We start from the raw sequence: 8312 nt of genomic DNA, 5'->3' as shown, positions 1-8312 counted from the left end.
GCCCCCAGCGGCAGGCCCACCCCTGGGGCTTTGGGGCTTCGCCCTGGCCTGCGGCCACCCCAGGCCCGGGCCTGCCTCCGGACCAGCCTGCCATGACGCTTCAAGAGGCTCCCCCACACACCACGGGACGGCGCTCCCTCGAGGTAGGGGTCCGGGGCTTCGAGTGACATCGGGAGCCGGGTCGGTTCAGTCGGCCTCTGACGGTGGTTGGGGTGCGGGCGGGCGTACCCGGGGTCGGGCGTGGTTCCCGGGCATGCCGGGGGCGCAAGGCAGGCCGTAGACTGGGCCGTTGCTCCAGAGAAGCATGAAGTCAGCGCAAAGCGAGGTATGACCCCAGTGAAGCTCGTCTTCGCAGGTACCCCCGAGGTGGCCGTGCCCGCCCTGGACGCCCTGATCGCCTCAGAGCGGCACGAGGTCGCCGCCGTCGTCACCCGGCCCGACGCGCCGGCGGGCCGCGGCCGCCGGCTGGTCGCCAGCCCCGTCGCGCAGCGCGCGGAGGAGGCCGGCATCGAGGTCCTCAAGCCGACGCGTCCCCGTGACCCGGAGTTCCAGGCGCGGCTGCGCGAGATCGCGCCCGACTGCTGCCCCGTGGTCGCCTACGGCGCCCTGCTGCCCAAGTCGGCGCTCGACATCCCGACTCGCGGCTGGGTCAACCTGCACTTCTCGCTGCTGCCGGCCTGGCGCGGCGCGGCGCCCGTGCAGCACTCGATCATGGCGGGCGACGAGGTGACCGGTGCCTCCACCTTCCTCATCGAGGAGGGCCTGGACTCCGGGCCGCTCTACGGCGTGCTCACCGAGGAGGTCCGGCCGACCGACACCAGCGGCGACCTGCTGACCCGACTGGCCTTCGCGGGTGCGGGGCTGCTGGCCGCGACCATGGACGGCATCGCGGACGGTGCGCTGCGCGCGGTGCCGCAGCCGGCCGAGGGCATCTCCCTCGCCCCCAAGATCACCGTCGAGGACGCCAAGGTCGACTGGGCCGCGCCGGCGATGCGCGTGGACCGGGTGGTCCGCGGCTGCAACCCCGCTCCGGGCGCGTGGACGGTCTTCCGCGGCGAGCGGCTGAAGCTCATCTCGGTGGGGCTGCTTCCGGAGCGGACCGACCTGGCGGCCGGTGAGCTCGCGGGGGCGAAGAACAACGTGTACGTGGGGACCGGCTCGCACGCGGTCGAGCTCCTGTGGGTGCAGCCGCAGGGGAAGAAGCCGATGCGGGGTGCGGACTGGGCGCGTGGGGTCCGGCTCACCGTCGGCGAGCGGCTGGCCTGATCCTCGGTCGTGCGGGCGGGTCTGCTCGGTGGGCCCGCTGACCGGCGGTCCGGGTGGCGCGGGGCGGGGGCGCGGGGGACGTACGCTGAAGGCGACATCGCGCACCATCACCGTAAGCGGAGCACCTTTCACGTGACCGAGCAGCCCCGTCGTCGTCCCGGCAAGCAGGCCAAGCCGTACCGGCGGCCCCAGAAGGACCCCGTCCGCATCCTCGCCTTCGAGGCCCTGCGGGCGGTCGACGAGCGCGACGCGTACGCCAACCTCGTCCTCCCGCCCCTGCTGCGCAAGGCCCGCGAGGCCGCCGAGGCCAAGGGCGGCAGTTTCGACGCGCGTGACGCCGCCCTCGCCACCGAGCTCGTCTACGGCACGCTGCGCCGCCAGGGCACGTACGACGCGGTGATCGCCGCCTGCGTGGACCGTCCGCTGCGCGAGGTGGACCCGCCGGTCCTGGACGTCCTCTCGCTGGGCGCCCACCAGCTGCTCGGCACCCGTATCCCCACCCACGCGGCGGTCTCGGCCACTGTCGAGCTGGCCCGGGTCGTGCTCGGCGACGGGCGGGCCAAGTTCGTGAACGCCGTGCTGCGCAAGATCGCGGCGGACGACCTCGACGGCTGGCTGGAGCGGGTCGCCCCGCCGTACGACGAGGACGCCGAGGACCACCTCGCGGTCGTGCACTCGCACCCGCGCTGGGTCGTCTCCGCCCTCTGGGACGCCCTGGGCGGCGGGCGCGCGGGCATCGAGGACCTGCTGGAGGCCGACAACGAGCGCCCCGAGGTGACGCTGGTGGCCCGCCCCGGCCGCTCGACGGCCGAGGAGCTGCTCGGCGCCGCCGGCGAGGAGTCGGCGCTGCCCGGGCGCTGGTCGCCGTACGCCGTCCGGCTCGCGGAGGGCGGCGAGCCCGGCGCGATCGGGCCCGTGCGGGAGGGCCGCGCGGGCGTGCAGGACGAGGGCAGCCAGCTGGTGGCGATCGCCCTCGCCAACGCCCCGCTGGAGGGCCGTGACGAGCGGTGGCTCGACGGCTGCGCCGGCCCCGGCGGCAAGGCGGCGCTGCTGGGTGCGCTGGCGGCCGAGCGCGGCGCGGCGCTGCTCGCCTCCGAGAAGCAGCCGCACCGGGCCCGGCTCGTGGCCCGGGCCCTCGACGGGAACCCCGGCCCGTACCAGGTCATCGCAGCCGACGGCACCCGCCCGCCGTGGCGGCCCGGCAGCTTCGACCGCGTCCTGATGGACGTGCCGTGCTCGGGCCTGGGCGCGCTGCGCCGCCGCCCGGAGGCCCGCTGGCGCCGCCGCCCCGATGACATGGACGGCTTCGCGCCGCTGCAACGTGCGCTGCTGCGCGAGGCGTTGAGCGCGGTGCGGGTGGGCGGCGTGGTCGGTTACGCGACCTGTTCGCCGCACCTCGCGGAGACGCGCGTGGTCGTGGACGACATCCTCACGGGGCGCGGTGGCGCGGACCCGGTGGCCGCCGAACTGATCGACGCCCGGCCGCTGATGCCGGGTGTGCCGGCACTCGGGGACGGCCCTGACGTCCAGCTGTGGCCGCACCTGCACGGCACGGACGCCATGTACCTGGCACTGCTGCGGCGCACCGGGTGACGCGGGGCCCGCGGGCTGCCGGGCGGTCCGTGGGCTGATGCGCGTGCCGGTGGGTCGGGTCGGTCGAGCGGCGGGTCGGCCCGGACGCCGTCGTCCGGGGGCCCGGATGCCGTGGGATCCGGCCAAGTAGCGCAAGAACGCGGCCAGTTGTGGGCCGAGGACCTGGAACCGACGGGTCCGGTCGCGTGCTGCACGACTAGCCTGCCCCTCCTGGTACCGCCTCTTCCGGGGCGGCCGGAGGGAGGGGCAGACATGGCCGACGTCGTGCCGGCGGAAGCTCCTGACCTGCAGCTGGCGCGGGTCATCGTGGCCCGCCTCGCCCCGCAGGAGCTGCCGCTGTTCGAGCTGACGGCGCGGAGCCTCGTCGGGGACGGCGGCCGCCGGGTCGGGCGCGGGTCCGGTGGACGCGGGCGGGTGAAGGACGATCCGCTCGCCTTCGGAGGCGTGGCCGAGGTCGTCGTCACCGGCGTGGCCTGCGGGGTGGCCGTCGAAGTGGTCAAGGCGATGTCGCAGGACCTCGGGGCGGGCCTGGTGGTCCGGCTCCGGCGCAGGCTGGCCAGGCGGCGGGCGGGACGGGCCGGGGGCCGGGGCGAGGGCGCGCGCGAGGGCCTGGCGCTGCGGGCCGTGGGGGCTGAGGGGGCCGTGGAGCGGACCTCGGCGGGCGAGGGTGCCGCCGTCCCGGCGGCGGGCGGGGAGCGCGTCCCGGGCGGGGCGGTGGCCGGGTCCGGTGTGCTGTCCGAGGAGCGGATCGCGGAGCTGCGGGACGTGGCGCGCCGCAGTGCGGTCCTGCTCGGTCTGCCCGAGGACAGGTCCGAGCTGCTGGCCGCGGTGGTCGCCGAGCACCTCCGGGGTGCCGGCCGGGCGGAGGCCTGATCCGTGTCCCCGGTCGGGGAGGACGGGCGCCCATCGGGCAGCCCGGTGCCGGGGCGGGTGCGGGCGGCGGTCGGTCGCGGGGTGACCCCGGGGCGCGGCGGGGACCTGCCGTCCGGCACGCTGATCGCGTTCGTGCTGCTGATCTGCGCCGTGTTCGCCTTCATCGGGGTCCTGCATCCCGGTTACGCGGACTGGCTGGCCGGGGCCCGGCGGCTGCCCGGCGAGCCGAACGCGTGCCTGCGGGAGGCCATCGCCCGGGCCGGCGGGGTCGAGGCCTTCCTGAACGGCCCCCGCACGGGGCGCTGCGGGGTCTCCGGCGACCGCACCGCCCAGGGCACGCTGGTCTCGTACGCGATCCTCGTGGCGGCGACCGCCGGTCACTACTGGTTCCGCTCCGGGCGCCGGGAGCGCCGGCGGGGCGTGCACCGGCTGGATCCGGCGGCGTCCCCCGCCCTGGCCGCCGTGCACGCCGAGCTCCAGCGGCTGACTGCGGGGGTGCCGCGGGCGCGGGGCGTCGTCTACCTCGTCGACCTCCTCGACTCCGGCGTGAACGGTGTGGCCTTCGGGCGGGTGGGCCGGCGGCGGGTCCTCCTCAGCCGGGGCCTGCTCGAGCTGTACGGGCGGGACGCCGAGGGGAGCGGGGAAGGGGCCGGGAGCGGGAGCGGGGGAGGGGCGGACCGGGAGGCGTTCCGGGCCGTGGTGCTGCACGAGCTGGCGCACCTGCGCAACCGCGATGTCGACATCACCATGATCACGCTGGGGCTGATGCGCTGCCTCGTGGTGCTCATGCTGGTCCCGCGGGCGCTCGGGGACCTGCTGTCGCTGCTCCTCGTACCGGCCGCCGGCCGGTGGTCGATCGCGGCCGTGGTCGACTGGGCGGCGTTCGGGGCGGTGCTGCTCGTGGCGCGCGGAGCCGTGCTGCGGACCAGGGAGTTCCAGGCGGACGCCAGGGTGGTGGAGTGGCAGGGCGGGCCGGGTCCCCTGACGCGTGCCTTCGCACGGGCGGGGGCGCGGGGGCGGGGCGGGGCGCGGGGGCGGCCGGGGGCGTCGCCGTGGGTGGGAGGGTGGCGGCGGCTCACCCGCAGTCACCCGGGTTTCGCGGAACGCGAGCGCTGCCTGACCGACCGGCGCGCGCTCACGCACCAGGGGTTCGGCTTCGCCTTCGTACTGGGGTTCTGCGTGCCGGCGGCCTGGGACCCGGCGGTCTCCTTCACCGCCCTCTCGCGGGCCGGCAGCCTGCGGTCCTGGTGGCCGGCCCAGCTGATCACCGTCGTGGTCACCGTCGTCCTCTTCCTGACGGTGGCCCGCTCCCGCGGACTGGGCCCGCGGCTCGGTCCGGACCGCCGTCCCGGCGTGCCGAGTGCGTCGGACCGCCGACGCCGGGCGCTGTTCCGGACCGGGCTGGCGGTCGGGATCGTGGCGGGCTACGCGGTGGCACCGAGCGTCGTGGCCGACCACGTGATGCTCCCCGGGCTGGGGGTGTCGGCGCAGCTCGCGGGCTGGGTGGCGGTGGCCCTGCTGGGCCTGCTGTTCGCGGTGTGGTGCGAGTACGTGGCGGAGTGCTGGGCCGGGCCGCTCGCGGGGGCCCGGAGGCCGCTGCTGGGGGTGGCGGTCCTGGGGCTGGCCGCGGTGGGGCTGGTACTGCTGCACGCGTCGCTGGTGTTCGGGCTGCCGTGGCAGATCGAGCTCGGGCAGTTCCTGGACGAGCGGCTGCGGGACCTGCCGGCGGTGGTGCGGGCGGCGGTGTGGACGCAGAACATGTTCGCCGTCCGGTTCGCCCAGCCCCTGTGGTTCGGGGCGGTGCTGCTCCTGGCGCTGGGCGTGCCGTCGGCGGGGGCGGCCGTGGGGCGGTGGTCCGGTGCGGGGCGCGCGGCGGACCGGGCGGGTGTGCGTGGAGGGGGCGGGGACCGGGACGCGGTGGGCGCGGGTGCGGCTGGGGGTGCGGGGGGAGACGCGGGTGCGGCCGCGGGGTCCTGGGCCGGCTCCGGGTGGGCGGCCGCGGACGGTGCCGGGCCCGGGGCGCGGGGGCCGTGGGGTCCCGGTCCGTCGGCGGGGGCGGGCGTACCAGGGGCGGGGGCGGCGGACCCGTGGGCTCCGCCGCCCGGCGCCGGTCGGTCCGCGACGCCGCCGGGGGCGGGGCGGCGGGGGTGGGGCGTGTCCGGGGTCGGCGTCCTCGTGGCGGTCCTCTTCCCGTACGGCTTCGGCTGGTGGTGCGCGCGGGCGGGGGCGGGCGGACTGGACCGGCCCGCCGTGGTCGTACCGATGACGCTGCTCGTGGTCGTGGGAACGGTGGTCGGCGGCCTCGTACGACGGCACCGGGCGCTCTGGGCGGCCTGCTCGGTGCTGGCCGTGGCGGTGGTGCTGCTGGCCTGTGCGGCCGGACTGGTCCTGGTGGCGGGGGCGCTGGCACGGCCGCCCCGCTCCTGGGCGCGTGGACCCTGCTGGTCGGACTGTGCCTGGAGGCGGCCGTCGTCGGGGCGCTGGCGGCCGGGATCGCGGCCGGTCCGGGCCCGGACACCCCCTAGCGAGGTCGGGCGGATGCGCCGGGCCCGTCGCCCGGTCGGGGCCGGGGCGGGCCGGCGGGCGATGGGCGGGACGCCCGCGTAGGGGGAGGGGTGGAGGGCATGGCACGCTTGGGGCATGGCCGTTCAGATCAACCCCAGCATCCTGTCCGCCGACTTCTCCCGGCTCGCCGACGAAGCCAAGGCCGTCGAGGGCGCCGACTGGCTCCACGTCGACGTCATGGACAACCACTTCGTCCCGAACCTGACCCTCGGCATGCCGATCGTCGAGTCCCTCAGCCGGGCCACGGACACCCCGCTGGACCTGCATCTGATGATCGAGGACCCCGACCGCTGGGCCCCGCAGTACGTGGAGGCCGGTGCCGGTTCGATCACCTTCCACGCCGAGGCCGCCGCGGCGCCCGTGCGGCTGGCGCGGGAGATCCGGGCCAAGGGCGCCCGCGCCGCCATGGCGCTCAAGCCCGCCACCCCCATCGAGCAGTACGAGGACATCCTCGCCGAGCTCGACATGGTGCTGATCATGACGGTCGAGCCCGGCTTCGGCGGCCAGGCCTTCCTCGACGTGATGCTGCCCAAGATCCGCCGCACCCGCGAGCTGATCGCCAAGCACGGACTGGACATGTGGCTCCAGGTCGACGGCGGTGTGTCGGCGTCGACGATCGAGCGCTGCGCCGAGGCGGGGGCCGACGTGTTCGTGGCCGGCTCGGCCGTGTACGGGGCCGCGGACCCGGCCGCCGCGGTCCGCACCCTCCGCGAGCAGGCGGGCGTCGCGATCGCTGCGGCGCCGTGGGCCTGCGACCACTGACCGTGTGACGTCCGGGGCCCCTGGGGCGCCCCGGACGCCCTGGAGGAAGGCTCGGTGAACAGCTCGGTGAACGGTTGCTGTCCGGGCTGATCAACGGCCGCCGGATCTGACAGGATGAACGGCGAGTCGAGAGTGTGAACAGCAGTGAGGAGATCGCGGTGTCTGGTGTGTCGGCGGGACGCACGGCCCTGCGGATGGGACCCGCGGAGCTGGTGCAGGCGGCGGCCATGGCCCGTCGCTTCTACCTGGAGGGCAAGTCCAAGATCCAGATCGCGGAGGAGTTCGGCGTCAGCCGCTTCAAGGTGGCCCGTGTCCTGGAGACCGCCCTCGAACGCGACCTCGTCCGGATCGAGATCCGGGTACCGGCCGAGCTCGACGCGGAGCGCTCCGACGCCCTGCGCGCCCGGTACGGGCTGCGGCACGCGGTCGTCGTGGAGTCCCCGGCCGACGCGGCCGAGGACGCCCCCGACCCGGAGAACCTCGGCGCCGTCGCCGCCGACCTGCTCGGCGAGCTGGTCAGCGAGGGCGACGTCCTCGGCCTGGCCTGGGGCCGGTCGACCATCCACATGGCGGCCGCGCTGCACCGGCTGCCCCCGTGCACGGTGGTCCAGCTGACGGGCGTGTACGACGCGGGAACGGCGGAGCGCGGCTCCGTCGAGGCGGTACGGCGTGCCGCGCAGGTCTCCGGCGGCGACGCGCACCCCATCTACGCGCCCATGCTGCTGCCCGACCCGGCGACGGCGGCCGCCCTGCGCAACCAGACCGGTATCGCCCGCGCCTTCGAGTACTTCGACAAGGTCACGGTGGCCGCGGTGTCCATCGGCTCCTGGGAGCCGGGCATCTCGACGGTGCACGACATGCTCACCGACGAGGAGCGGGCGCACTACGCCTCCCTCGGCGTGGCCGCGGAGATGTCCGCGCACCTCTTCGACAAGGACGGCCGCAGGGTCGGCCGGGACCTCGGCGAGCGGTGCATCACGGTCGAGGCCGACCGGCTGCGGCGGATCCCCGAGGTCGTGGCGATCGCGGGCGGCCTGCGCAAGGCGTCGGCGATCGGTGCGGTGCTGCGGTCCGGGCTGGTCACGAGCCTCGTCACGGACACGGCGGCCGCCGAGTACCTCCTGACCGAGTCGGACCCGCCGGTCCGGCCGGCGCTGGAGCGGTCCGACCCGGACGACTACTCCGCCCGCTGACCGTTCCGTCCGGGCGGCGGTCCCGATCGTCGGGTCGCCGTACGGACAGGGGTGGGCGGG

Annotated in this window: 6 protein-coding genes; all 6 read left to right on the top strand. The window is 76.3% G+C overall.

Features of this window, described 5'->3' with window-relative positions:
- The first annotated feature begins 336 nt into the window (after positions 1–336).
- The 6 genes from fmt (at position 337) to IF43_RS0113825 (ending at position 8252) form a co-directional block, all read left to right on the top strand.
- A complete protein-coding gene (gene fmt / locus IF43_RS0113850) occupies positions 337–1266 on the top strand; it encodes a methionyl-tRNA formyltransferase (RefSeq protein WP_030199277.1) in 930 nt (309 codons plus the stop codon).
- Positions 1267–1398: 132 nt separating this feature from the next.
- Complete coding sequence (locus IF43_RS0113845; protein ID WP_030199274.1) at positions 1399–2859, top strand: RsmB/NOP family class I SAM-dependent RNA methyltransferase; 1461 nt, start codon at positions 1399–1401, stop codon at positions 2857–2859.
- Positions 2860–3111: 252 nt separating this feature from the next.
- Positions 3112–3732: a hypothetical protein gene (locus IF43_RS0113840; RefSeq protein ID WP_030199271.1), complete on the top strand. Its 621-nt coding sequence runs from the start codon at positions 3112–3114 to the stop codon at positions 3730–3732.
- A gap of 81 nt (positions 3733–3813) precedes the next feature.
- Positions 3814–6339 carry a M48 family metallopeptidase gene (locus IF43_RS41600; protein WP_158939308.1) on the top strand — a complete coding sequence of 842 codons (2526 nt, stop codon included), beginning with the start codon at positions 3814–3816 and terminating at the stop codon, positions 6337–6339.
- Between the two features lie 33 nt (positions 6340–6372).
- A complete protein-coding gene (gene rpe / locus IF43_RS0113830) occupies positions 6373–7059 on the top strand; it encodes a ribulose-phosphate 3-epimerase (protein ID WP_030199266.1) in 687 nt (228 codons plus the stop codon).
- Between the two features lie 134 nt (positions 7060–7193).
- Positions 7194–8252, top strand: coding sequence for a sugar-binding transcriptional regulator (locus IF43_RS0113825; protein ID WP_078910137.1), 1059 nt, complete (start codon positions 7194–7196; stop codon positions 8250–8252).
- Positions 8253–8312 lie beyond the last annotated feature (60 nt).

Origin of the sequence: Streptomyces sp. NRRL S-87 (assembly GCF_000719335.1) — a bacterium.
In the GTDB taxonomy this organism is placed as follows: domain Bacteria; phylum Actinomycetota; class Actinomycetes; order Streptomycetales; family Streptomycetaceae; genus Streptomyces.
Note: the sequence above shows the minus strand (reverse complement) of the source record. Positions and strands in the feature narration are given on the sequence as shown.

What these genes read in the sequence shown, in the direction of transcription:
- rpe (WP_030199266.1), top strand. Translation starts at nt 6,373, where the DNA reads ATGGCCGTTCAGATCAACCCCAGCATCCTGTCCGCCGACTTCTCCCGG.
- IF43_RS0113840 (WP_030199271.1), top strand. Translation starts at nt 3,112, where the DNA reads ATGGCCGACGTCGTGCCGGCGGAAGCTCCTGACCTGCAGCTGGCGCGG.